Origin of the sequence: Pseudomonas sp. L7 (assembly GCF_046605565.1) — a bacterium.
In the GTDB taxonomy this organism is placed as follows: domain Bacteria; phylum Pseudomonadota; class Gammaproteobacteria; order Pseudomonadales; family Pseudomonadaceae; genus Aquipseudomonas; species Aquipseudomonas wayambapalatensis.
The window spans coordinates 2,649,524-2,675,969 of sequence record NZ_CP176784.1; the positions used below are offsets into that span (position 1 = coordinate 2,649,524).

At 67.3% G+C, this 26,446-nt stretch carries 4 protein-coding genes; 2 read left to right on the forward strand and 2 right to left on the reverse strand.

Annotated features, from left to right (window positions below):
- Position 1: 1 nt before the first annotated feature.
- Positions 2-1,189 (reverse strand): acyl-CoA dehydrogenase family protein, encoded by a 1,188-nt coding sequence (locus ACK3BK_RS12005; protein ID WP_186708137.1) that lies wholly within the window; start codon positions 1,187-1,189, stop codon positions 2-4.
- 9 nt (positions 1,190-1,198) lie between these two features.
- On the reverse strand, positions 1,199-1,759 hold the full coding sequence (msuE, locus tag ACK3BK_RS12010; RefSeq protein ID WP_054890659.1) for an FMN reductase: 561 nt from the start codon (positions 1,757-1,759) through the stop codon (positions 1,199-1,201).
- Between the two features lie 351 nt (positions 1,760-2,110).
- On the opposite strand from msuE, the gene ACK3BK_RS12015 reads away from it, so the two are divergent.
- Entirely contained in the window at positions 2,111-15,013 is a 12,903-nt protein-coding gene (locus tag ACK3BK_RS12015; protein WP_411384375.1) for an amino acid adenylation domain-containing protein, read from the forward strand.
- Entirely contained in the window at positions 15,010-26,412 is an 11,403-nt protein-coding gene (locus ACK3BK_RS12020) for an amino acid adenylation domain-containing protein (protein WP_411384376.1), read from the forward strand. The genes ACK3BK_RS12015 and ACK3BK_RS12020 overlap by 4 nt, the downstream gene beginning before the upstream one ends.
- Positions 26,413-26,446: the final 34 nt, after the last annotated feature.

A 26,446-nucleotide genomic window follows, 5' to 3' on the forward strand; every position in this document is an offset into this window, starting at 1 on the left:
TTTAGGAATAGAAGGACGGGGCAGGGCGTTTGTCGTTCAGCGCCCACTCGCCCAGTTCATGGATGCGATAGTCCACCGGGTCGTGCAGGGTCTGGGTCCTGAGGTTGCGCCAGTGCCGGTCGAAGCGCAGCGAGGCATGGGTGGCGCGGGCGCCGGTGACTTCGAAAAGACGGTTGCAGATGTCCAGCCCATGGCGCGTTGCGGCAACCTTGGCGGTGCCGATGGCCAGGGCCAGGTCGCCACGCGCCTCGGCGCTCAGGTTGTGTTCGAGGGCCCAGGCCGCATCGAGCTGGTCGCTGGCGCGGCGGATCAGCAGGCGCACGCTTTCCAGACCCACCCAGAACTCACCATAGTGGCGCAGCACATAGGGGTCTTCGCGGCTCTCACTGGCGCTGGAACGGAACCAGGGGCGACTCTCCTTCAGCGTGTACTGGCGCGCTTCGTCGAAGGCGCCTTCGGCGATACCCAGGAACAGGTTGGCGAAGTGCAGTTGCGCGATCAGCGGACGCAAGGCGGCGAACGGCGTGCTCAGCGGGCCGGGGTCGAGCAGCAGTTCGTTGTGCTCGACCCGCACCCGTTCGAAGGTGGCACTGCCACTGTCGGTCTGGCGTTGGCCGATGTTGTCCCAGTCACCGTGCAGGCTGATGCCGGTACGGCCACTGGGGATTGCCGCGATCAGCAACTTGCCGCCGGCGCGCTCGTCCACCGCCGAGGCGATGAGCATTTCCGAGTCGCTGGCGCCGGAGCAGAAGCTCTTCTTGCCGGAGAATTCGCACCACCCCTCGAAATGCTTGGCCTGGGTTCGCGTATCCAGCGGGTTGAGGGCATTGCCCCAGAACCAATGCTTGCGCGCGGTCTGCTCGAACCAGGGTTGCCATTGGTCAGGGCGGGAGAACAGGCGCACGGTGGCCAGCATCAGGTGGTGGAAACCGAACACGTGGGCAATGGAACTGTCGACCCGGGCGAACTCACGCACCACATCGAAGGTTTCGCGCCAACTCGCGCCCTGGCCACCGAAGGCCGTGGGGATGGCCAGTGACAGCAGGCCGCTGTCGCGCAGGGCATCACGCTCGGCCTTGGGGGTGCCGCCGCGTTCGTCGCGTTCGACAGCCGTGAGGGCGAATTGGGCGGCCAGGTCGCGGGCAATGGCAAGCGCCGGACGCGTGGTGGGGGTCACGGGTGCATTCATGGCGGTCACTCAGGCACTCTTGCGCAGCTGATGGTGGGGGGCGAACAGCGGTACGGCACGTTCGGCGGCCAGGCCGATGCGCGCAGCCAGGGCATCACTGGAAACGCGATAGTCCTGCAGCTCGGCCTGACTGGCATAGACGCCGATGGGCAGGGTCAGTGCCTGCAGGAAACTGAACAGGGGGCGCAACTGATGATCCAGCACCAGCGCGTGGCGCTCGCTGCCGCCGGTTGCGGCCAGCAATACCGGGGTGTCGACCAGGGCGTCCTGGCCGATCAGGTCGAACAGGTGCTTGAAGTGCCCCGGGAAGCTGCCCCGGTAGACCGGCGTGGTCACCACCAGCAGGTCGGCCTGTTCGATGTGCTGCAGTTGCTGCTCGACGGTGTCGGGCAGTTCGCTACGCCACAGTGCAGCACCCAGTGGGCGGGCAATATCGCCCAGCTCGATGAGGTGCGGCCGGATGTGCAGATGCTGGCCAAGCTCGGCGAGGATGGCTTCGGTCAATGCCAGGGTGCGCGAAGGGCGGGAAGTACCACCGGAGAGGGCAACGACGTTCAAGGGGGTGCTCATGGCGAGTCTCCTGTTCGGGTGAGCGGGGGACTTTGCTTGAGCAATCGTCGTGCCGAAGTTTCGATGCCTTTTGAATCAACGCGTTGCCGCGTTTTCTGCGACAACCGCCGTGTTGCCAGAGCAGCGGGGGTGTTGATCGGGTGTTGCGCTGCAAACAGTTGGCCGGTGTTGGCTGCTGCACAGTTGGGAACGTTATAGAGGAAGTTTTAATCGCATAAAAGGAATAAGAATTCATATTCTTATTCGTTTTTTTATAGTCCGCGCTTTGTCCCCCCTTACCCTGTCACCCCTTGCACCCCTGATCCTTTAGCGTGGCGCCATTTCCGACTGGCAAAAGCAGGATGCTTACCCATGCGCTTCAGCGAACTGATGGCTGTGCTCTCCACCCGTGCAATCCGACTTCAGCGTGACGATCATGACCTCGTCGTCCATGGTGACGACGATGCCCTGGAGGACGCCCTGTGGGATGCATTGGCCGCACACAAGCCGGCGTTGCTGGAGATGCTCGCCCAACAGAACGACGACTGGCTGAGCCCGGCGTTCAAGATCACCCCGCAGATGCTGCCGCTGGTGGACCTCGACCAGCAGGCCATCGACCGCATTGTCGCCAGCATTCCCGGCGGCGCGGCCAACGTGCAGGACATCTATCCCCTGGCCCCGCTGCAGGAGGGCATGCTCTACCACCACCTGTCGGCCGATGCTGGCGACCCCTACCTGTTGCAGGCCCAGCTGCGCTTTGCCGACCAGGCGCATCTGGAGGCCTTCGCCGATGCGCTGGACTGGGTGATCCAGCGCCACGACATCCTGCGCACCTCGATGTACTGGGAGCGCCTGGACGAGCCGGTGCAGGTGGTCTGGCGCGAAGCACCGCTGGGGCGCGAAGCGCTGCAACTGCCTGGCCAGGACGAGCCGCTGGCGCAATTACGCAGGTTGCATGACTCCCGCCACTATCGCCTCGACCTGCGCCAGGCGCCGCTGTTGCGCCTGGTGCATGCCCAGGGTACGGGCAAGGAGGTCGCCGCCCTGTTGCTGTTCCACCACACGGTGATGGACCACACCGCCCTCGACATCGTGCGCCGCGAGATCGGCGCCTGGCTGGCCGGCAATGCCGAACAGGTCGGGCCGGCGGTGCCGTTTCGCAACCTCCTGGCGCAGGCGCGTCAGGCGCTGGACGTGCCGGCGCATGAAGCGTTCTTCTCCGCGATGCTGGCCGATATCGACGAGCCTACCCTGGCCTTCGGCGTGGCCGAGGTCGAGGACCCGTCGGTGGAAGACGCCCGCCTGACCCTCGAGCGTGGGCTGAGCCTGCGCCTGCGCGCCCAGGCACGCCGTCTGGGCGTGAGCCCTGCAGCCATCACTCACCTGGGCCTGGCCCGGGTCCTGGGCCAGTTGTCGGGGCGCGAGGCGGTGGTGTTCGGCACCGTGCTGCTCGGGCGCATGGAGGCCGGCGAGGGCGGCGAACAGGCGCTGGGCATGTTCATCAATACCCTGCCGGTGCGCATCGACGTCGGCGAGCAAAGCGTGCGCCAGGGGCTGCAGGCGACTCACACGCGCTTGACCGGCGTGCTCGGCCATGAACAGGCGCCGCTGGCGCTGGCCCAGCGCTGCAGTGCGGTGGCGGCGCCTGCGCCGCTGTTCAACACCGTCCTCAACTACCGCCATAGCGATGCCGCCGACGCCGCCGAAGTCATTGACATCGCCCCTGGCATCCAGGTGCTGGGCGCCGAAGAACGCACCAACTACCCGCTGACGATCAACATCGATGACCTCGGCGAAGACCTGCGCATCACCGCCCTGGTCGGCGGCGGGCTGGGCGCGCAGCGGATCGCGGGTTACCTGGCGCGGGCACTCGAGCAGATCGTCGAGGCCCTGGACAATGACCCGGATGCTCCGCTGAACAGGATCGATATCCTGCCTGCCGACGAGCGTGAGCAACTGATCCATGGCCAGAACCGTCCCTTGCTCGAGTTCGCCCTGACGCCGCTGGTGCACCAGCGCTTCGAGGCCCACGCCCAGGCGCGCCCGCAGGACACTGCGCTGATCTTCGAGCAGCAGAGTCTGAGCTACGGCGAACTCAACCAGCGGGCCAACCAGCTCGCTCATCGCCTGATCGAACTGGGCATCGGCCCGGATGACCGCGTGGCGATCTGCGTCGAGCGCGGCCTGGGCATGCTGGTCGGCCTACTGGGCGTGCTCAAGGCCGGTGCGGGCTATGTGCCTATCGACCCTGCCTATCCTGCCGAGCGCATTGCCTTCACCTTGAGCGACAGTGCCCCGCGGGCCATCCTCACCCAGGCCGACAGCCTGGCGCTGCTGGGCGAGGTAACGGCACCGGTGATCGACCTGGACGACCCGTCGTTGCAGCTACAGCCCACCGGCAATCCGAAGCTCGCCGGGCTGCTGCCTTCGCACCTGGCCTATGTGATCTACACCTCCGGCTCCACCGGGCTGCCCAAGGGCGTGATGGTCGAGCATGGCAATGTCTCGCGCCTGTTCTCGGCCACCCACGACTGGTTCGCCTTCAACCGCCAGGACACCTGGGCGCTGTTCCACTCCTTCGCCTTCGACTTCTCGGTGTGGGAAATCTGGGGCGCGCTGGCCTTCGGAGGCCAGTTGCTGATCGTGCCGCAACGCATCAGTCGCTCGCCGGACGAGTGCTATGCCTTGCTTTGCCGCACGGGCGTCAGCGTTCTCAACCAGACGCCCAGTGCCTTCCGCCAACTGATCGCAGCGCAGGAGCGCAGCGAACTGCAACACTCCCTGCGCCAGGTGATCTTTGGCGGTGAGGCGTTGGAGCCCGGGATGCTCAAACCCTGGTACGCGCGCATCGGCAATGCCGGTACGCGTCTGGTGAACATGTACGGCATCACCGAAACCACCGTGCACGTCACCTACCGACCGCTGCAGGCCGCCGACGCGCAACTGGTTGGGGTAAGCCCGATCGGTTCGCGCATTCCCGACCTGCAGCTCTATGTACTTGACGCCCGCCGCCAGCCTGTGCCGACCGGTGTCACCGGTGAGCTGTACGTGGGCGGTGCCGGTGTCGCCCGCGGCTACCTGAACCGCGAAGCGCTCAGTGCCGAGCGCTTCATCGCCGACCCGTTCAACCCTGGCGGGCGTCTGTACAAGACTGGCGACCTGGCGCGCTGGGCCGCCGATGGCAGCCTGGATTACCTGGGCCGCAACGACGATCAGGTGAAGATTCGTGGCTTCCGCATCGAGCTGGGCGAGATCGAAGCACGCCTGGCGGCTTGTGCGGGGGTACGCGAGGCCGTGGTCATGGCGCGCCGCGACAGCGCCGGCGAGCAGCGCCTGGTCGCTTACTGGCTGGCCGCCGCAGGCGCCGAGCCCGATGCTGCCGCGCTGCGTGACAGCCTGCTGTGCCACCTGGCCGAGTACATGGTGCCGGCGGCCTTCGTGCGCCTGGAAAGCTTCCCGCTGACCGCCAATGGCAAGCTCGACCGCAAGGCCTTGCCCGAGCCCGATGGCGAGGCCTTCGCCCGTCGCGCCTTCGAAGCGCCGCACGGGGAAGTGGAACAACGCATCGCGGCGATCTGGCAGCAATTGCTGGGCCTGGAGCAGGTGGGCCGGCACGACAACTTCTTTGAGCTGGGCGGCCACTCGCTGTTGGCGGTCAAGCTGGTGGAGCGCATGCGTCAGCAGGAACTGGCGGCCGACGTGCGCGTGCTGTTCGGCCAACCGACGTTGTCGGCGCTGGCGGCTGCGGTGAGCGCCGATCTACCGACGCAGGTGCCGATCAACCGCATTCCGGCGAACTGCCTGCGCATCGAACCGCACATGCTGCCGCTGGCCGACCTCAGCCAGGATGAGATCGACACATTGACCGCCGGCATTCCGGGGGGTACGACCAATGTCCAGGACATCTACGGCCTGGCACCGCTGCAGCAGGGCATTCTCTACCACCATCTGGCCAGTTCCGGCGCCGACCCCTACGTGTTGCGGGCACGCTTCGCCTTTGCCGGCGAAGTGGAGCTGCAAGGCTTCGTCAAGGCGCTGGATTTGGTGATCGCCCGTCACGATATCCTGCGCACCAGCCTGCACTGGGAGGGACTGCAGGAAGCGGTGCAGGTGGTGCATCGCCAGGCGCAACTGCGCATCAGCGAGCAGGCCGACCTGCATCGCCTGGACCTGACGTGCGCGCCGTTGATGCAACTGGTGCGTCATGCCCAGGGTGAGCGGCTGGAGGCGACCTTGTTGCTGCACCATATCCTGCTCGACCATACCGCCGTCGAACGGCTGGTGGCCGAGGTGGGTGCCGCACTGCGGGGCCAGTCGCTGCACATCGACAGCGTGCCGTACCGCAACTACGTGGCGCGTGCGCGGCTGGATGCCGATCCTGCGGCCGATGAAGCGATGTTCCGCGAGATGCTCGCAGATATCGACGAGCCGACCGAGGTGTTCGGCCTGCGCGATGTGCAGGGCAATGGCGTGGAGGTGATCGACAGCCGCCAGGCGCTGGACGGCACGCTGGCCGGGCGCCTGCGGGTGCAGGCCCGCGCGCTGGGGGTGAGCGTCGCCAGCCTGGTGCACCAGGCCTGGGGGCAGGTATTGGCGCAACTGAGCGGGCGCAGCGAGGTGGTGTTCGGCACTGTGCTGCTGGGCCGCCTGCAGGGTGGCGCCGGGGCGGATCGGGCGCTGGGCATGTTCATCAACACCTTGCCGCTGCGGGTCAGTGTCGATGCCGTTGGCGCCGCCGAAGGTGTGCGTCGTACCCATCAGCGTCTGGCACGCCTGCTCGGCCACGAGCAGGCATCGCTGGCGCAGGCCCAGCGTTGCAGCGGTGTGCCGGCGTCCCAGGCGCTGTTCACCAGTTTGCTCAACTTCCGCCACAGCAGCGCCAAAGGCGCAGGGGATAGCCTGGGTTGGTCGGGCATCGAACTGTTGGCTTCGCGTGAACGCAGCAACTATCCGCTGGTGGTCAACGTCGATGATCTGGGGCGGGGCCTGGAACTGACCGTGCAGGCTGTGCCGCAGGTCGATGGCGTTCAGGTGTGCGCCTTGCTGGGCAGCGCCCTGGCGAACCTGGCCGATGCCCTGGAGACGGTTCCGGAAACACCCCTGCATGCGGTGTCCTGCCTGTCGCCCGAGGCGCGCGAGCAGGTGCTGCACGGATTCAACGCCACCGGCCGCGCCTACCCGCGCGAACACGCGGTGCAGAGCTTGTTCGAGGTGCACGCCGCCCAGACCCCGGACGCGGTTGCCGTGGTGCACGGTCAGCGCCAGTGGCGTTACGGCGAGCTCGATCAGCACGCCAACCGGCTGGCTCGTCACCTGCTGGAACTGGGCGTGCGCCCGGGGCACCGTGTGGCGCTGCTGCTGCCGCGCTCCTTCGACCTGCTGGCCAGCCAGTTGGCCGTGATCAAGTGCGGCGCGGTCTATGTGCCACTGGATGCCAATGCACCGGTCGAGCGTCAGGCCTTCATGCTCCAAGACAGCCGTGCCACGCTGCTGCTGACCCAGGCCGATCAGCCGCAGGTCGGCGCAACACGCAGGCTAGAGCTGGATACCTTGGATCTGGCGGCCTATCCCGCCCACGGCCTGGACATTCCCGTGGATGCGCGGGCTGCGGCCTACATCATGTACACCTCCGGCTCGACCGGCCTGCCCAAGGGGGTTCTGGTGGCCCATCGCTCGATCGTGCGGCTGGTCATCAACAACGGCTTCGCCGACCTGCAAGGCGAGGACCGCGTGGCCTTTGCCTCCAACCCCGCGTTCGACGCCAGCACCCTGGAGGTCTGGGCGCCGCTGCTCAACGGCGGGCGCGTGGTGGTGATCGATCAGCATCAGGTGCTGTCGCACGAGGCCCTGGGCCAGGCATTGCTGGAGCATGAAGTCACGGTGCTGTGGCTGACCGCCGGGTTGTTCCACCAGTACGCCGCGCACCTGCTGCCGGTGTTCCGTTCGCTGCGTTACCTGATGGTCGGTGGCGATGTGCTCGACCCCCAGGTGATTGCCCGTGTACTGGGCGAAGGCGCTCCGGCGCACCTGCTCAATGGCTATGGCCCGACCGAAGCCACGACCTTCAGTACCACCCATGAAATCCTCGCAGTGGGCGAGGGGGCGATCCCGATTGGCCGGCCGATTGGCAACAGCCTTTGCTATGTGCTCGATGCCTGGCGCCAGCCGGTGCCGATCGGCGCCGTCGGTGAGCTGTACATCGGCGGGGACGGGGTTGCCCTGGGCTACCTGAATCAGCCGACCTTGACCGCCGAGCGCTTCTTCGAGGATCCGTTCAGCCAGACGCCGGGCGCACGCCTGTACCGTAGCGGCGACCTTGTCAGTTGGCAGGCTGACGGCACCTTGCGTTACCTGGGCCGCAACGACCAACAGGTCAAGCTGCGCGGCTTCCGTATCGAGCTGGGTGAAATCCAAGCGCGCCTTGCGGCGTGCGCCGGGGTGCAGGAAGCCGTGGTGCTGGTGCGCGAAGAGGGCCCGGGCGACAAGCGCCTGGTGGCCTGGTTCAGCACCGAAGACCGCGTCCCGCCGATCACCGAGCTGCATGCGCAATTGCAAGGCCAGTTACCCGACTACATGCTGCCGTCGGCCTATGTCCATGTCGGCCAGTGGCCGTTGACCGCCAACGGCAAGCTGGATCGCCAGGCGTTGCCGCAACCGGGCCAGGCCGCGGTGGTGAGTCGTGCCTTCGCCGCGCCTGAGGGCGAGGTGGAGATCGCGCTGGCGGCGATCTGGGCCGAAGTGCTCAAGGTCGATCGTGTCGGCCGACACGATCACTTCTTCGAGCTGGGTGGCCATTCGCTGCTGGCGGTCAGCCTGATCGAGCGCATGCGCAAGGCCGGCCTTGCCGCCGATGTGCGCGTGCTGTTCGCCCAGCCGACGCTGGCCGCGCTGGCCGCTGCGGTGGGCAGCGGACGCGAGGTGCGGGTGCCGGACAATCGCGTACCCGCCGGCGCCCAGCAGATCTCCCCCGACATGCTCAGCCTGGTCGAACTGGACCAGGCCACCATCGAGCGCATCGTCGCCACGGTGCCCGGCGGGGCAGCCAATGTGCAGGAGATCTACCCCCTGGCCCCACTGCAGGAGGGCATCCTGTACCACCACCTGAGTGCCGGACAGGGTGACCCCTACCTGCTGCAGTCGCGCCTGGCCTTCGACACCCTCGAACGCCTGCAGACCTGGGCTGATGCCCTGCAGCAGGTCATCGATCGGCACGACATCCTGCGCACCTCGCTGGTGTGGGAAGGCCTGGCGCAGCCGGTGCAGGTGGTGTGGCGCCAGGCGAAGCTGGCCGTGATGCCGGTCGAGCTGGAGGGCGAAGGCGAGGTCATCGACCAATTGCAAGCGCGCTTCGACGCCCGCCAGCACCGGCTCGACCTGTCCCAGGCACCCCTGATGCGCCTGGTCTACAGCCAGGATCCGCGCAACGGCCAGGTCGTGGCAATCCTGTTGTTCCACCACCTGGCCCTCGACCACACCGCGATGGACGTGGTCGGCGCCGAAATGCACACCCTGCTGTTCGGCGACGTGGCCAACCTGAGCGCGCCGGTGCCGTACCGCAACTACGTGGCCCAGGCGCGTCTGGGCAGCGATGCGGCGGGCGCCGAGGCGTTCTTCCGCGACATGCTCGGTGATATAGACGAACCGACCCTGCCATTTGCCCAACAGGATGTTCAGGGCGAAGGCCACGGCATCGCCGAGGCGCACCAGGCCCTCGATGGCACGCTGGCCCGACGCCTGCGCGAACAGGCGCGTACCCTGGGCGTAAGCGCCGCGAGCCTGATGCATCTGGCCTGGGCGCGCCTGCTCGGTGTGCTGGCCAACCGCAGCGAGGTGGTGTTCGGCACGGTGCTGATGGGCCGCCTGCAAGGTGGTGAGGGTGCCGACCGGGCACTGGGCGTGTTCATCAACACCTTGCCGCTGCGGGTCGACACCCAGGTGGCGGTGGCCGAAGCAGTGCGTGCCACCCATGCCCGGCTGTCGGCACTGCTCGGCCATGAGCACGCGTCGTTGGCCATGGCCCAGCGTTGCAGTGGCGTACCTGCCGGGCAACCGCTGTTCAGCGCCTTGCTCAACTACCGCCACAGCGCTGCCGATGCGCCACGCGATGGCGAGGGTATCTGGCAGGGTGTGCGTCTTCTGGGCGGCGAAGAGCGCAGCAACTACCCGCTGACCTTGAGTGTCGACGACCTGGGCGAGGGGTTCACGCTGAGCGTGCTGGCCGTCGCCGACATCGGCGCTGAACGTGTTGCGCAGTGGATGACCAACAGCATCGCGCAACTGGTCGCGGCCCTGGAACGAGCGCCGGGCACGCGGCTGGATGACCTGTCGGTGCTGGGTGCCGATGAACGTCGCCGCCTGCTGGTCGATTTCAACACCAGTGCCCGTGGCTATCCGCAGGGCCAGACCGTGCATGCGCTGGTCGAAGCCTGCGCGGCCCGCTCACCAGAAGCTCAAGCGGTAGTGCAGGGTGACGAAGTGCTCAGCTATGGCGAGCTCAATCGTGCCGCCAACCGCCTGGCCCACCACCTGATCGGCCTGGGCGTGCGGCCCGGGGCCCGGGTTGCGTTGTGCCTGCCGCGCACGCCGCAGCGCCTGGTGGCATTGCTGGCGGTGCTCAAGGCGGGCGCCGCCTACGTGCCGGTCGACCCCGGTTACCCGGCCGAGCGTATTGCCTATCTGCTCGAGGACAGCGCCCCGGCACTGGTGCTTGCCGACACACGCCAGCACAGCCTGGCGCAGCACATCGCACGCCTGGACCTGGACCGCGGCGACTGGCAGTCCGCTGCCGAGCATGATCCGCAGGTGCCGGGCCTGGAGGCCGATGCGCTTGCCTATGTGGTCTACACCTCCGGTTCCACCGGCCAGCCCAAGGGCGTGATGGTCGAGCATCGCACCCTGGCCAACCTGGTGCACTGGCACTGTGAAGCCTTTGCCGTAGGCGCCGGCAGCCACACCTCCAGTGTGGCCGGCTTCGGTTTCGACGCCATGGCCTGGGAAGTCTGGCCGGCCCTGTGCGCAGGCGCCGTGGTGCACCTGCCGCCTGCTACGCTTGCCAACGAACAGGTCGATGCCTTGCTCGACTGGTGGCTGGAGCAGCCGCTGCAGGTCAGCTTCCTGCCAACCCCGGTAGCCGAGCAGGCCCTGCGCCGCGAGCGTCAGCACGCCAGCCTGCGTACGTTGCTGATCGGTGGTGACCGCCTGCGTCAGTTCGAGCGTGATCCGGGCTTTGCCGTGATCAATAACTACGGCCCGACCGAAACCACCGTGGTTGCCACCTCGGGGCAGGTGCAGGTCGGTGGTGCGTTGCACATCGGCACCGCCATCGCCAATACCCAGGTCTATGTGCTCGACGAGCGCCGCCAGCCGGTGCCGGTAGGCGCGGCGGGCGAGCTGTACATCGGTGGCGACGGGGTTGCCCGCGGCTACCTGAACCGGCCCGAACTGACCGAGCAGCGTTTCGTCGCCGATCCGTTCAGCTCGCGGGCTGGAGCGCGGATGTACCGCAGTGGCGACCTGGTGCGCTGGAACGCCGACGGCACGCTCGACTACCTCGGACGTAACGACGACCAGGTAAAGATCCGTGGTGTGCGCGTCGAGCTTGGCGAGATCGAAGCGGCCGTGGCCGCCCAGCCTGGCGTACGTGACGCCGTGGTACTGGTACGCGGCGAGCGCTTACTGGCCTGGTACACCGAGGACGCACCGGTCGAGGGCTTGCGCCAGGCCTTGCAGGCCAGTCTGCCGGGCCATCTGGTGCCGTTGGCGTTCATCCGCCTGCAGGCCTTGCCGTTGACCAGCCACGGCAAGCTCGACCGCAGGGCGCTGCCAGATCCGGATCCGGCCGATCTGCCGGTGGCGGCCTATGTAGCCCCGCAGGGCGAGACCGAGCAGGTCATGGCGCAGGTCTGGGCCGAGCTGCTGGGCCTGGAGCGGGTAGGGCGGCATGACAACTTCTTTGAACTGGGTGGGCATTCGCTGCTCGCTGTCAGCCTGATCGAGCGCCTGCGCCAGCTGGGCCTGGAGGCTGATGTGCGCTTGCTGTTCAGCCAGCCGAGCGTGGCGACGCTGACCGCAGCGCTTGGCCAGGGCCGCCAGGTACAGGTGCCGGCCAACCGCATTGCACCCGGCTGTACCCGTATCACACCCGACATGCTCAACCTGATCGAACTGGACCAGGCCGCCATCGACCGTGTGGTGGCGAGCGTGCCCGGCGGTGCGGCCAATGTGCAGGACATCTACCCACTCGCACCGCTGCAGGAAGGCATTCTCTATCATCATCTGAGCGCCGCCGGTGCCGACCCGTACCTGCTGCAATCGCAGCTGGTATTCGACAGCCCGGCGCGGCTGCAGGCGTTTGCCGGCGCGCTGCAAAGCGTCATTGCCCGTCACGATATCCTGCGCACCGCCGTGCTGTGGGAAGGGCTGGCGCAGCCGTTGCAGGTGGTCTGGCGCCAGGCCGACCTGCCGATGATCGACACCGCCTGCGAGTCTGCGCAGCGTTTCGACACCCTGGCGCTGAACCAGGCGCCGCTGGTGCGCCTGCTCTATCGCCGTGCAGGGGAGCGCATCGAGGCGACTTTGCAGTTCCATCACCTGGTGCTCGACCACACGGCGCTTGAGGTGGTGCGCGCAGAGATGCTCGGTTACCTGCACGGGCTGCCCGCGCCGAGCGAGCCGGCCGTGCCGTACCGCAACTACGTGGCCCAGGCGCGCCTCGGCGTCAGCGAGGCCGAGCACGAGGCGTTCTTCCGTGAACAACTGGCCGATATCGACGAGCCGACCCTGCCGTTCGGCCTGCGTGACATCCAGGGCGACGTGCACAACATCGAGCAGGCCCAGGTGCACCTGGACCCGCAGCTGAACCAACGCCTGCGCAGCCAGGCACGCCAGCTCGGCGTGAGTACTGCCAGCCTGCTGCACCTGGCCTGGGCGCGCCTGCTGGGCAGCGCCAGTGGTCGCGACAACGTGGTGTTCGGCACGGTGCTGCTGGGGCGCATGCAAGGTGGCGCGGGCAGCGGGCATGGCCTGGGCATGTTCATCAACACCTTGCCACTGCGCGTTGATTTGGCGGGGCACGGCGTACGTGAAGGCGTGCGTGCCACCCACGCACGGTTGAGCGCGCTGCTGACCCACGAGCATGCCTCGCTGGCCCTGGCCCAGCGTTGCAGTGGCGTGGTCGCACCCATGCCACTGTTCAGTGCCATGCTCAACTACCGGCACAGCGCCAGCGCTGCCGAGACCGAAACCCAGCGTCAGGCCTGGCAGGGTATCGAGACACTGGCCAGCGAAGAGCGCACCAACTACCCCTTGAGCCTGAACGTGGATGACCTGGGCGATGGCCTGCGCCTGACCGTGCAGGTACTGCCTGCGGTAGGTGCCGAGCGGGTCTGCGGGCAACTGCAGCAGGTGCTGGAGGGCCTGGTGGAAGCACTCGAGCGTCAGCCCGACCTGCCGCTGAACCAGCTGCCGGTGCTGGAGCACGAGGAACGCCAGCGCCTGCTGCTCGGCTTCAACGCGACTGCCGTGGACTACGACCTCGCGCAGACCGTGCACGGCCTGTTCGAGGCCCAGGTCGAACGCACGCCGGAGCGCATCGCGCTGAGCGCTGAGCAAAGCCAACTGAGCTACCGCGCGCTGAACGCGGAGGCCAACCGCCTGGCCCATCACCTGATTGCACTCGGGGTGAAGCCGGATGATCGCGTGGCGATCTGCGTCGAGCGCGGTCTGTCGATGGTCATTGGCTTGTTGGCGATCCTCAAGGCGGGCGGTGCCTATGTGCCGGTCGATCCGGATTATCCGGCCGATCGTATCCGCCATATGCTCACCGACAGCGCGCCGGTGGCAGTGCTGGGGCATGCGGCGACCCGTGGGGTGCTGGCAGCGTTCGAGGTGCCGCAGGTCGATCTGGACCTGCCCGTGTGGCATGCGCTTTCCAGCGACAACCCAGAGGTTGTGGGCCTCACCCCACAACACCTGGCCTACGTGATCTATACCTCAGGCTCCACCGGCCTGCCCAAGGGCGTGATGAACGAGCACGCCGGGGTGGTCAATCGCCTGCTCTGGACCCAGGACGCCTACGGCCTGGGCGCTGGCGACGTGGTGCTGCAGAAGACCCCGTTCAGCTTCGACGTGTCGGTGTGGGAGTTCTTCTGGCCGCTGCAGACCGGTGCACAACTGATCATGGCGTGCCCAGGTGGCCATCGCGATCCGCAGTACCTGGCTGACGTCATCGCCGAGCGTGGTATCACGACCCTGCACTTCGTGCCGTCCATGCTCGATGTCTTCCTGGCCCACGGCGACCTGCAGGCCGCACGCCTCAAGCGCGTGCTGTGCAGTGGTGAAGCACTGCCCGGCAGCCTGGTACGGCGTTTCAAGGCGCAGTTGCCGAGCGTCGAGTTGCACAACTTGTACGGCCCGACCGAAGCTGCAGTTGACGTCAGTGCCTGGCACTGCGCCGAGCCACTGGAGCAGACCCCAGACAACACCCCGATCGGCAAACCGATCGCCAACACCACGCTTTACGTGCTCGACGCGCAGGGCCAGCCAGTGCCGCAGGGCGTTGCCGGTGAGCTATATATCGGCGGCGTACAGGTTGCCCGTGGTTATCTGAACCGCGAGAAACTGAGTGCCGAGCGCTTCATTGAAGACCCGTTCAGCACCCGCCCCGGCGCACGCCTCTACCGTACCGGAGACCTGGCCCGGCATCTGGCCGACGGCACCCTGGAGTACCTGGGGCGCAACGACGACCAGGTGAAGATCCGCGGCCTGCGCATCGAACTGGGCGAGATCCAGGCCTGCCTGACTCGCATTGCGGGGATCAAGGAGGCGGTGGTGCTGGCCGTGGATCAGCGCCTGGTCGCTTATTACACCGGCGCCATGCAGCCCGTCGAGGGCCTGCGCCAGCAGCTGTCGGCGCAACTGCCGGAATTCATGGTCCCGGCGCTGTTCATGCATCTGGACGCCTTGCCACTGAGCCCCAACGGCAAGCTTGACCGCAAGGCGCTGCCGGCCGCCACCGTGGCCGACGCGCGTCCCTATGAGGCCCCCCAAGGCGACACCGAGCAGTTGCTGGCTGCGCTCTGGTGCGAGCTGCTGGGTGTGGAGCGGGTAGGGCGGCATGACAACTTCTTCGAACTGGGCGGCCACTCGCTGCTGGCGGTGACCCTGACCGCCCGCCTGCGCCAGGAGGGTCTGGAGGCCGATGTGCGCGCGCTGTTCGAACAACCGACCTTGGCAGGCTATGCCGCCATCACAGACAGAATGGAGATCGTCCTGTGAGCATCAACGACCTACTGGCGACATTGTCAGCCAACGATATCCAGCTGGCGCTCAAGGATGGCCAGCTGGTGGTCCAGGGCAACCGCCAGGCGCTGACCGATGCGAGCCTGGTGGCGCGCCTGCGCGAGCACAAGCCGGCGCTGATCGCACTGCTCGAGCGCGGTGAGTACGTGGCCAGGGCCGGCAATGCCGGCGCCCCGGACAACGCCATCCCGGCCGACTGCACACGGATCACCCCGGCGCTGCTCAACCTGGTCGAGCTCGACCAGGGCGCCATCGATGCGCTCGCCGCGCAGATTCCCGGCTGCCACGCCAATGTGCAGGACATCTACCCGCTGGCGCCCTTGCAGCAGGGCATTCTCTATCATCACGCCAGCGCAGAGGGCAGCGACCCCTACGTGATGCAGTCGCAATTCGCCTTTGCCAGCCAGGCGCACCTGCAGGCGTTCGTCCAAGCGCTGCAGGCGGTGATCGACCGCCACGATATCCTGCGCACTTCGGTGCATTGGCAGGGACTGGAGGCGCCGGTGCAGGTGGTCTGGCGCGAGGCCCGGCTGCAGGTGTGCCGCGGCAGGCCACTGGACGAGCGTATCGATCTCGGCCAGGCACCGCTGATCCGCCTGCATTGCGCGCCTGCGGCCAGCGACGGTCGCGTGCAAGCCACGCTGCGGTTCCACCATATCGCCATGGACCACAGCGCCCTCGAGGTGGTGCGTCACGAAATGCAGGCCGTGTTGCGCGGTGACGGCCACCTGTTGGGCGCGGCAGTACCGTTTCGCAATTACGTCGGCCAGGCCTTGCTGGGCGTCAGCCAGGCACAGCACGAGGCGTTTTTCCGCGAGCAACTGGGCGATATCGTCGAGCCGACGCTGGCCTACGGCCTGCAGGACGTGCAGGGGGACGGTAGTGCACCGCACGAAGAGAGCCTGACGCTGGCGCCGGCCCTGTGCGATGGCCTGCGTAGCCAGGCGCGGGCGCTGGGCGTGAGCCTGGCGAGCCTGTTCCACCTGGCCTGGGCACGGGTTCTTGGAGGGCTGACCGGGCGTGAGCAGGTGGTGTTCGGCACCGTTTTGATGGGCCGCCTGATGGGTGCGGAGGCCAACGACCGTGCACTGGGGATTTTCATCAATACCTTGCCGCTGCGGGTGGATCTGGCCGATCTGGACCTGGTCACGGCGATCAAGGCCACTCACCAGCGCCTGACCACGCTGATGCGTCACGAGCACGCCCCGCTGGCCTTGGCCCAGCGTTGCAGCGGTGTGGCCGCGCCCACGCCACTGTTCAACGCCTTGCTCAACTATCGGCACAGTGCGCCGGTTGCCGATGGCCAGGCCCGCGCGGCGTGGGATGGCATCGAAGTACTGGCAAGCGAAGAGGGCACCAACTATCCGCTGACCTTGAGTGTCGACGACCTGGGCGACGCTCTGCGCCTGACCTTGCTGGCGACTTCCGAAGTGCCGAAGCAGCGGGTCTGCGCCTATCTTGAGAAAACCCTCGAAAGCCTGGTAAAGGCCCTGGCGCAGACGCCAGCGCTGGGTGTCGATCGGCTCGACATGCTGCCTGCCGCCGAGCGCGAGCGAGTGCTCGAGACCTTCAACGACCGCCCGGGTGACACCGAAACCATGCTCACGGTGCACCAGCGTATCCAGCTCCAGGCCAGCGCGCAGCCCGAAGCCGTGGCCGCCACCTGCGCAGGCAGCGCGCTGAGCTACGGTGAGCTGGAGCAACGTGCCAACGCCCTGGCCCAGCGCCTGGTCATGCTCGGCGTGCAGCCTGAAGACCGCGTGGCGATTCTGGCCCGTCGTGGTCTGGACACCTTGATCGGCCTGGTGGCCATCCTCAAGGCCGGCGCGGGTTACGTGCCGATCGATCCGGCGCATCCCGATGAACGCATCGCCTACCTGCTCGATGACAGTGCCCCGGCCGCGCTGCTCACTCAGCACGACCTGCGCGCACGTCTTGGCGAGTGTTCGGTGCCGGTGATCGAGCTCGACCGGGCAGACTGGCCGTCGAGCGAGCACGCCCCGCAGGTCGATGGCCTGGCTGTCGGCAACCTGGCCTACGTGATCTACACCTCCGGCTCCACCGGCCTGCCCAAGGGCGTGATGGTCGAACACCGCACCCTCAACAACCTGATCGACTGGCATTGCCGCGCCTTCGACCTGTGCCAGGGGCGCCACACCTCGAGCCTCGCCGGATTCGGCTTCGACGCCATGGCCTGGGAAGTCTGGCCGGCCCTGTGCGCCGGGGCCACCCTGCATATCGCGCCGCCCAGCGAACAGGGCGAGGATATCGACGCCTTGCTCGCCTGGTGGCGCGGCTGCCCGCTGGATGTCAGTTTCCTGCCGACACCCGTGGCCGAATATGCCTTCAGCCACCAGATCGATCACCCGACCTTGCGCACCCTGCTGATCGGCGGTGACCGCCTGCGGCAATTCACCCGTCACTCCGGTTTTGCCGTGATCAACAACTACGGCCCCACCGAAACCACGGTGGTCGCAAGCTCCGGGGCGATGACCCCTGGCGGTGTGCTGCATATTGGCGCGCCGGTCGACAACGCCCGGCTCTACGTGCTCGATGCGCACCGCCAGCCCGTGGCACAGGGCGTAGCCGGCGAGCTGTACATTGGCGGCGCCGGGCTTGCCCGTGGCTACCTGAACCGTGCACAGATGACTGCCGAGCGTTTCCTCGACGATCCGTTCAGCGCGCAACCGGGCGCGCGCATGTACCGAACGGGTGACCTGGTGCGCTGGCTGGATGACGGCACCCTCGACTATCTCGGGCGCAACGACGACCAGGTGAAGATCCGTGGCGTGCGCATCGAGCTGGGCGAGATCGAAAGCCGCCTGGCAGCGCTGCCAGGCATCAACGAAGCCGTGGTACTGGCCCGCGAGGACCAGCCGGGGCAGGCGCGCCTGGTGGCCTACTTCACCGGCCAGGACAGCGTCGAGGTGGCCGCGGCTGCGCAACTGCGTGCACAGCTGCAGGCGCACTTGCCCGATTACATGGTGCCGGTCGCCTTCGTGCGGCTCGAGTCGCTGCCGCTGACGGCCAACGGCAAGCTTGATCGCCGCGCGCTGCCGGCCCCCACCCGCGCCGACCTGTTCGAGCGTCGCTTCGAGGCGCCCCAGGGCGAGCTGGAGCAGACCCTGGCGCAGATCTGGCAAGGGTTGCTGCAGGTCGAGCGGGTCGGTCGACAGGATCACTTCTTCGAGTCGGGCGGTCACTCGCTGCTGGCCATGCGCCTGGTCGCGCAGGTTCGTCAGCGACTCGGCGTGGAGCTCACGCTGGGGACACTGTTCGCCCAGGCCGAGCTGGCGGCGATGGCCGAGGTGGTGGCGGCGGCTGCGCGCAGCGAGCTGCCGCCGGTGCTGGCAGTGGCACGCGATCAGCCGCTGCCGTTGTCGTTCGCCCAGCAGCGTCTGTGGTTCCTGGCACAGATGAACGGTGCCAGCCAGGCCTACAACATTCCCCTGGCGCTGGAGCTGCGCGGCGAACTGGACGCCAACGCCTTGGCGCAGGCCCTGGTGGCACTGGTCGAGCGTCACGAGGCGCTGCGCAGCGAGTTCTTCGAGGTCGATGGCGAGCCGCAGGTGCGGTTGTCGGCGCAGCGCTTGGTATTGCTGCGCGAGCAGCTGGCCAGAGCCGATGAGCCGCGCCTGGACGAGGTGATCCGCGCAGAAGCTGCGCGGCCGTTCGCGCTGGGCGAGGCATTGCCGTTGCGGGCTCGCCTGCTGCAGGTCGCGCCACAGCACCATGTGCTGCTGCTGACGCTGCACCATATCGTCGCCGATGGCTGGTCGATGGGCGTGCTGACCCGTGAGCTGAGCGCGCTGTACCAGGCCTTGCGCGAGGGCCGCGAGGCGCTCCTTGCGCCGTTGCCGATCCAGTATGGCGATTACGCGGTGTGGCAGCGCCGTTGGCTGCAGGGCGAGGCACTGCAGCGCCAGGGCGAGTTCTGGCGCAACAACCTGGCCGGTGCGCCAGCGCTGCTGAGCCTGCCGACCGACCGGCCGCGTCCAGTGCGCCAGGATTACACGGGTGACAGCGTGCGTATCCGCCTGGACGCGCGCCTCGCAGACGATCTCAAGACCCTGTGCAAGCGTCACCAGGTCACGCCGTTCATGCTGTTCATGGGCGCCTGGTCGGTGCTGCTGGCACGTTTGTCGGGGCAGGACGAGGTGGTGATCGGTACGCCGGTGGCCGGGCGTCGACAGGCAGAGGTCGAAGGGCTGATCGGATTGTTCGTCAACTCCCTGGCCATCCGCCTGGACCTGGCGGACGCGCCGGATGTCGGCACCTTGCTGGCGCGGGTCAAGACCCAGGTACTGGCCGCGCAGGAGCATCAGGACCTGCCGTTCGAGCAGGTGGTGGACCTGATCAGGCCAGCGCGCAGCCTGGCCCACACGCCGCTGTACCAGGTGTCGCTGGAGTGGGAGGGCGGCCATGATTTCGCCACTGGGCTGGACGGCCTGAGCCTGCGCAACCTCGGCCAAGGGCAGGGCTTTGCCAAGTTCGACCTGAGCCTGAGCCTGGGCGAGACCGCAGAAGGCTTTGGCGGCGCGCTGAACTATGCCACCGCCTTGTTCGAGCGGGCCACGGTGGAGCGCTACTGCGGGTATCTGGAGCAACTGCTGTGGGCCATGGCCGGCAGCGACGGTGCAGTGCTGGCAAGCATTGCCCTGCCGGATGCGCTGGAGCGTCGCCGACTGTTGGTCGACTACAACGACACTGCCGTGGACTATGACCTGGAGCAGACCGTTCACGGGATGATCGAGGCTCAGGTTGAACGCACGCCCGAGCGCATCGCCCTGCGTGCCGAAACCGGGCAGTTGACTTACCGCGCACTGAACGCCGAGGCCAACCGCCTGGCCCATCACCTGATTGCACTCGGGGTGAAGCCGGATGACCGTGTGGCGATCTGCGTCGAGCGCGGTCTGTCGATGGTCATTGGCTTGTTGGCGATCCTCAAGGCGGGCGGTGCCTATGTGCCGGTCGATCCGGATTATCCGGCCGACCGCATCCGCCATATGCTCACCGACAGCGCGCCGGTGGCGGTGCTGGGGCATGCGGCTACCCGCGGGGTGCTGGCAGCGTTCGAGGTGCCGCAGGTCGATTTGGACCTGCCCGAGTGGCATGCGCTTTCCAGCGAGAATCCGAAGGTTGCCGGCCTTACTCCGCAACACCTGGCCTATGTGATCTATACCTCTGGCTCCACCGGCCTGCCCAAGGGCGTGATGAACGAGCACGCCGGGGTGGTCAATCGCCTGCTCTGGACCCAGGATGCCTATGGCCTGGGCGCTGACGACGTAGTACTGCAGAAAACCCCGTTCAGCTTCGACGTGTCGGTGTGGGAGTTCTTCTGGCCGCTGCAGACCGGTGCACAACTGGTCATGGCACGCCCGGGCGGGCACCGTGACCCTGGCTACCTGCGCCAGGTGATGGCTGCCGAGTCGGTCACGACCCTGCACTTCGTCCCTTCGATGCTCGACGTGTTCCTCGCCTATGGCGATGCCGAACCTGCAGCGCTGCGTCGGGTGCTGTGCAGCGGCGAAGCGTTGCCCGGCAGCCTGGTACGGCGCTTCAAGGCGCAGTTGCCGAGCGTCGAGTTGCACAACTTGTACGGCCCGACCGAAGCTGCAGTTGACGTCAGTGCCTGGCACTGCGCCGAGCCACTGGAGCAGACCCCAGACAACACCCCGATCGGCAAACCGATCGCCAACACCACGCTTTACGTGCTCGACGCGCAGGGCCAGCCAGTGCCGCAGGGCGTTGCCGGTGAGCTATATATCGGCGGCGTACAGGTTGCCCGTGGTTATCTGAACCGCGAGAAACTGAGTGCCGAGCGCTTCATCGAAGACCCGTTCAGCACCCGCCCCGGCGCACGTCTGTATCGCACTGGAGACCTGGCTCGGCACCTGGCCGACGGCACCCTGGAATACCTGGGGCGTAACGACGACCAGGTGAAGATCCGCGGCCTGCGCATCGAACTGGGCGAGATCCAGGCCTGCCTGACCCGCATCGCAGGCATCAAGGAAGCCGCTGTATTGGCTCTGGACTTGCCGCCAGCCGGCAAGCGCCTGGTGGCGTACTACACCGGGGTCGTGCACACGGCAGACGCCTTGAGGGGGCAGTTGCAGGTTCAACTACCCGAGTTCATGGTGCCTGCACAGTTCGTGCACCTGCCGGCCCTGCCGCTGAGCCCCAACGGCAAGCTCGACCGCAAGGCATTGCCTGTTCCCGCTGTCGAGGCCTTGCAAGGCCAGGTCTACCAAGCCCCCGAAAGTGATACCGAGCACCTGCTCGCCGAGTTGTGGGGCGAGTTGCTGGGCGTGGAGCGGGTAGGGCGACACGACAACTTCTTCGAATTGGGCGGCCATTCGCTGCTGGCCGTGACCCTGGTCGCTCGCCTGCGCACCCGGGGGTTGGCCTTGGATATCCAGGCGCTGTTCACCGAGCCGGACCTGGCGGCCCTTGCCGCGACGGTCGAGACCCTCGACCAGGTGCAGGTGCCTGCCAACCGCATCGCCGCCGATTGCCCGCGCATTACGCCTGAGCTGCTGCCGCTGGTGGCGCTGACGCAAGAGGCGATCGAGCGCATCGTCGGCCAGGTGGATGGCGGTACCGCCAATGTCCAGGACATCTATCCGCTCGGGCCGCTGCAGGCGGGCATGCTCTATCACCACCTGGCCGGAGAAGGTGAGGCGGCCTATGTGCTGGAGGTACGTTTCCTGCTCGCCGACCGGGGGCGTTTGCAGGCTCTGCACCGCGCCTTGGACCAGGTGATTGCGCGTAACGATATCCTGCGCAGTGCCTTCCACTGGGATGGGCTGGCCGAACCTGTGCAGGTGGTCTGGCGCCATGCACCGCTGGATGTGGTGCAGGAGGACGATGCCATCGAGCCGCGCCGCTTCGACCTGGCCCGCGCACCGTTGCTGCGCCTGGTACACCGTACTGACCCGAGTACCGGACGAATCAGCGCTACGCTGCTGTTCCACCATCTGGTCATGGATCACGTCGCCCTCGAGGTGTTGCGCAGCGAGCTGCAAGCCTGTCTGCTCGAACAGGCCCATGCGCTGCCAGCGGCGGTGCCTTACCGCAACTACATCGCCCAACTGCAGCGTGGGGCGGGCGAGGCGGCCCATGAAGCCTTCTTCCGCGAGCAACTGGCCGATATCGACGAACCCACCCTGCCTTACGGCGGCTATGCAACGCCACACCAGGATGCCCAGGCGCAGCACCATCAGCGTCTGGACCATGCGCTGAACCTGCGCATCCGCGAACAGGCCCGTCGCCATAACGTCAGTGCTGCCAGCCTGATGCACCTGGCCTGGGCCCAGGTACTCGGGCAACTGAGCGGGCGCGACAGCGTGGTGTTCGGCACCGTGCTGCTCGGTCGGCTGCAGGGCGGCGAGGGCGCCGAGCGGGCCTTGGGGGTCTACATCAATACCTTGCCGCTGCGCCTGGACCTTGTCGGACAGCCCGTGCTGGCGGCGTTGCAGCAAGCCCACCAACGCCTGACCGGCCTGCTGGCCCATGAGCAGGCACGCCTTGCGCTGGCCCAGCGCTGCAGTGGCTTGCCTACGGGGGCTGCGTTGTTCAGTGCGTTGCTCAACTATCGCCATGGCACGTTGGCCGGGCAGGGCGAGGCTGCGCGCAAGGCGTGGGACGGTATCGAGTTGGTCGAGGCGCACGAGCGCAGCAACTACCCGTTGGCGCTGAGCGTCGATGACCTGGGCCTGGCGTTCGAGCTGACCGCGCAAACCGAGCAGGGCATCGATGCCCGGCGGATCTGCGGTTACGTGGAGCACGCCCTGCACCTGCTGTTGCAGGCACTTGAGAGGGGCGTCTGCGAAGGGCTCGAGCGCCTGAACGTGGTGCCGATGGCCGAGGCCCGGCAGTTGCGCGAGACCTTCAACGCCACCACGCGTGACTACCCGCGCGACCTGCCGGTGCATCGCCTGTTCGAACAACAGGTGGCGCGGCATCCGTTGTCCATCGCCGCCCGTGACAGGGCGCACAGCCTGACCTACGGCGAGCTCAACGAGCAGGCCAACCGCCTGGCCCACCACCTGATCGAGCAAGGCGTGGCGCCGGGCGATCATGTGGCGATCCTGTTGCCGCGTTCGTTGGCACTGCTCCAGGCCCAGCTGGCCGTCGCCAAGTGCGGTGCGGCTTATGTGCCGCTGGACATCCATGCGCCGGCCGAACGACAGGGCTTCATGGTGCAGGACTGCCAGGCCGTGGCGCTGATCTGCGACAGCACGGCGACCCTGACCTACCGCGCGCGCCGCATCGACCTCGATCGCCTGGACCTGAACCGTCAGCCCGGTCACAACCCGGGGCTGGCCCAAGGTGGGGATACGGTCGCCTACGTCATGTACACCTCTGGCTCCACCGGCACGCCCAAGGGCGTGCGCGTGCCCCATCGTGGCATCACCCGCCTGGTGCTCAACGATGGCTACGCCGACTTCAGCGCCCAGGACCGCATCGCTTTCGCCTCCAACCCCGCGTTCGACGCCAGCACCATGGATGTCTGGGGTGCTCTGCTCAATGGCGGCCAGGTGTTGGTTATCGACCATGACACCTTGCTCGACCCTGTGCGACTGGGCGCGACCCTGCGTGAAGGAGGCGCCACGGTGCTGTTCGTCACCACGGCGTTGTTCAACCAGTATGTGCAGATGATCCCTGACGTGCTGGCAGGGTTGCGCGTGCTGCTGTGCGGTGGCGAACGGGCGGATCCGGCAGCGTTTCGCAGCTTGCTGGGGCAGGCACCGGGCCTGCGCCTGGTGCATTGCTACGGGCCGACGGAAACCACCACCTATGCCACCGCCGGGCAGGTTCGCCACGTGCCGGCGGACGCCGAACTGGTGCCGATCGGAGGGCCGGTCGGCAGTACCCAGGTGCATGTGCTGGACGCGCACCTGCGTCCGGTGCCGCTTGGGGCAGTAGGTGAGTTGTACATCGGTGGCGATGGCGTGGCGCTGGGCTACCTAAACCGTCCGGAACTCACCGCCGAGCGCTTTGTCGACGACCCGTTCAGCGCGCAGCCGGGCGCACGCCTGTACCGCACCGGCGATCTGGGCCGCTGGCGCGACGACGGCCAGCTGGAGTGCCTGGGGCGCAACGACGACCAGGTGAAGATCCGCGGTTTCCGTATCGAACTGGGCGAAGTCGAGCAGCACCTGGCGCTGTGTCCGGGCATCGGCGAAGTGGTGGTCATGGCCCTGACCCTGACGCAGGGGCCGGCGCGCCTGGTCGCCTGGTTCACCCGCACAGACCCGACCCTCGATGCCGCCGCTGTGCGGGGTTGGCTGCAGGAACGCTTGCCGGCGTACATGGTGCCGTCGGCTTGCGTCGTGCTCGATGCGCTGCCGCTGACCAACAACGGCAAGATCGACCGCAAGGCGCTGCCGCGTCCGGCGATGCAGGATCTTGCCGAGAGCCGTTACGAGGCCCCGACCACCGCGCTGGAGCAACAGCTCGCGACGCTCTGGGCGCAGGTGCTGGAGATCGGGCAGGTGGGGCGCCATGACAGCTTCTTCGCCCTGGGGGGGCATTCGCTGCTGGCCATCCGGCTGGTGGGCCTGTTGCGCGAACAGGGGCTGCAGGTCTCGCTCGCCGAGCTGTTCCAGCATGCCAGCGTGGCGGCATTGGCCGAGCATCTGCAGGCGGCAACGCCGCAGATGGAGCTGGTGTGCGTGCGCGCCGAGGGCGACGAACCGGCACTGTTCCTGATCCACGAATTCAGCGGCATGGATTTCTACTTCCCGGTACTGGGCCAGCAACTGGACGGTGATTTCCCGATCTACGGCGTGCCGGGCCTTGCCCTGGGCGAGGCGCAGCCGGACACCCTGGAGGCCCTGGCCCGCGCGCAACTGGAGCGTATCCGCAGGGTCCAGCCACACGGGCCATACCGGCTTGCCGGCTGGTCGTTCGGCGGCGTGCTGGCCTATGAAATCGCCGCGCAACTGCTGGGGGCGGACGAGCAGGTCGAGTTCCTGGGCTTGATCGACACCTGGCAGCCGCGCCTGGTCGACCAGGGCAAGGCACGCTGGCAGGGTGCGCGCCTGCTGCAACAGCAACTGCTGCTGCACTGCGCCGGGCACTGGCAAGGGCTCGGCGCAAACGGCGCGGCGCAACTGGCCAGGGTCAATGCCCTGGAGGCTGGGCAAGCCGACTTCGCCACCTTGCTGGCGGCCTGTCGTGAGCAGGGGTTGCTGTATCCGCAACTGGCCGCCGCAAGCGATGACGCACTGAAATTGTTCTTCGAGCGCGAGATCGCCCACGGCCATGCCATGGCCCACTACCGCCCGGAACCGCTGGGCATTGCCATCCACCTGCTGCGTGCCGAGCAGGGTGGGCCGCGTCACGCCGAGCAGCCGAACCTTGGCTGGGAGCGCACGGTGCCGACTGGCCAGTTGCAGTGCATCGCGGTGCCCGGCGATCACCTGAGCATGATGCAGGCGCCCCACGTGCAGGGCCTGGGACGTGCGCTCGGTGCAGCGCTGCGGGCCGCCCGTGCGGGCATCGGCGAGAAACCGGTGGTGGCTTATCAGCCGCTGGTGGCGATCCAGAGCGGGCAGGTCGGCCATGCGCCGCTGTTCTGTGTGCCGGGGGCCGGCGACAGTGTGACCAGCTTCATCGGCCTGGCCGAGGCGCTGGGGGCCAACTGGCCGGTGTACGGCCTGCAATCGCGTGGCCTTGATGGCTCCGCCACACCCCACAGCAGCATCGAAGCTGCGGCGGCCTGCCATGTCCAGGCCATCGAAGCCCTGTACCCGCAGGGGCCGTTGAACCTGGTCGGGCATTCCTTCGGTGGCTGGGTGGCGCATGCCATGGCGGCGCGGTTGCAGGCACAGGGGCGCGAGGTGCGCTCATTGACCTTGATCGACAGCGAGTCACCGGGTGGCAACAGCGTCTGCGGTCGGCCCTACACCGCAGGGGCAGCGCTGGACCGGCTGATCGAATCGTTGCAGCTGGCCAGTGGGCGCTCGCTGGACATCGACCGCCAGGCCTTTGCCGCGCTGGACGACGAGCAGCAGCTCGAGCGCTTGCACCAGGCCATGGTTCGCGTCGGGCTGATGCCCGCGCGTTCTTCCGCCAGGGCGCTGCATGGGATCGCCCGGACCTTCTCCAGCGCGCTGCGTACGCCATACCTGGCACAGGCCGATTACTGCGGCCCGGCAAGCCTGGTGCTGGTGGCCGACGCGACCCTGGATGCGGCCGGCAACCAGCGCGAACAGTCGGCGATGCTTGCCGGTTGGCAGCGTCTGCTGCCGCAACTGGCGGTGTGGTACGGCCCTGGCAACCACTTCAGCATCCTCAAGGCACCGGATGTGTTCAGCCTTGCGGCCTGGTGGCATGACGGGCAGGCGCTGCAGCGGGTCACTCATTGATTGTGGGAGCGGGCTGGTCCCGCGATTGCAGCAC